The organism is Gordonibacter pamelaeae 7-10-1-b, from assembly GCF_000210055.1.
Classification (GTDB): domain Bacteria; phylum Actinomycetota; class Coriobacteriia; order Coriobacteriales; family Eggerthellaceae; genus Gordonibacter; species Gordonibacter pamelaeae.
Genome location: NC_021021.1, coordinates 562231 through 563711, shown reverse-complemented (window position 1 = coordinate 563711; position 1481 = coordinate 562231). Strand labels below are relative to the sequence as shown.

At 69.5% G+C, this 1481-nt stretch carries 2 protein-coding genes; one reads left to right on the top strand and one right to left on the bottom strand.

All coding sequences use genetic code 11. The features are described from left to right. Window positions 1-300: MarR family transcriptional regulator (locus GPA_RS02660; RefSeq protein ID WP_041238859.1), on the bottom strand; the 300-nt coding region annotated here is incomplete at its 3' end. Between the two features lie 308 nt (window positions 301-608). Between GPA_RS02660 and GPA_RS17250 the strand changes: the two genes are divergently transcribed. Continuing rightward, window positions 609-1481, top strand: an 873-nt coding sequence (locus GPA_RS17250; RefSeq protein ID WP_041238858.1) for an SGNH/GDSL hydrolase family protein, incomplete at its 3' end; no start/stop codon positions are given.

Below are 1481 nucleotides of genomic sequence, written 5' to 3'. Positions count from 1 at the left end.
CGTGCGGCCGTCGGCCCCCTCGCCGCGCAGGCGCTCGGCGAAACCGGCCTCCTCGAGCGCGTTCAGCGCCTGCGTGACCACGTTGGGCTTGAGGTCGAGGAGGCGCCCCAAGTCGGACTGCGCGACGCCGTCCGGGCCCGCGGCCAGCAGCTTCACGAGCATGCGGTACTGCGTGACGTTGAGCGGGCTCGCCGCCGCGAGGCCGCCCTTGAGCGCGCGGTGGGTGAGGTCGAACGCCACGAAGAACGTCGAGTCGAGCGCAAGGTCGCTCTCGTTGTATGCGCCTGCTGCTGCGGTCATGCCGTCCTTCGTCCGTCCTGGTGAAAGTGCTTCAGTGATGAAACAATAATAACCCTCTGCGCTCGCTGCGCTCCCACGCCGCCCGCGGTCGCGCAAACTCTCCACGCGTCGCCACTCGCCGCCCAACCATCGGCTTTCGTGCCGTCGGTCCCCGCTTCCTGCCGCCGCGCTTGCGTGCCGCACGCAGGCACGCCATACTTATGCCGTCGCGGCGGCTCTTGGGGTGCCGGAATGCTGATCGGGCGGCGTCTCGGCGGCCAACCGGCATTCGCAAGCGATTCGTCCGAACTCGAAGAAGGAGCGAGGGAATGGCTGGAAGATCGATCATGCCGAGCGCGCGCCGCATCGCGGTGGGAATCCTGGCGGCGACGCTCGTGCTCGCGTTCTGCCCGTTGCAGGCGTTCGCGGCGGCGGGGGACACCGTCGTGCACAAGAAGTCGGGCATGGACATGTCGTACACGATCGTGCGCGACGCGGGCGCCGCGCAAGGAGCGGTCGTGCTGGCCGGGCTGCCGGAGGGAGCTGCGGGCATCGTCGCGGTTCCCGCCTCCATCATGGTGATGGAGGCGTGGGAGGATCCCGCCACCTACGCGGTGGAGGGCATCGCGGCGGGCGCCTTCAGCGGCGCGGCGGCCGCATCGGGCGCGGTGGAGCGCATCGACATCGAGGGCGTCCTGGACGTGGACCCCGCCGCGTTCGCGGGACTCGCGGACACGACGACGTTCACCGTGCGCGATGCGGCGATGGTCGAACGGCTTATGGCCGCGGGCATCGCGAAGGAGCGCATAGCCTGCGAGCCGCTGCTCACGAAGTACGTGGCGTTCGGCGACAGCATCGCCGCCGGCTACGCGCTGCCCGAATACGATAACAGCGACCAGTGCTACGACCAGGAGCCCACGCCCTCCGACGCGTTCGTGTCGCTGGTGGGCGCGCACTTCGCCGACGCGTTCGGCCCGTCGGTGACGGACAACCTGGCTGCTTCGGGCTGGACGAGCACGCAGCTGCTCGACGCGCTGCAGGCGGGCGCCTACGACGCGGCGCTTGCCGATGCGACCGCGGTGAGCGTGACCATCGGCTCGAACGACCTGCTGGGGCGGTTCATCGAGATCATCGCCGAGGCGCTCGAACCCATCAGCGATCTAAGCGATGCGGATATAGCGCAGATAGAGGCGGCGCTCGCC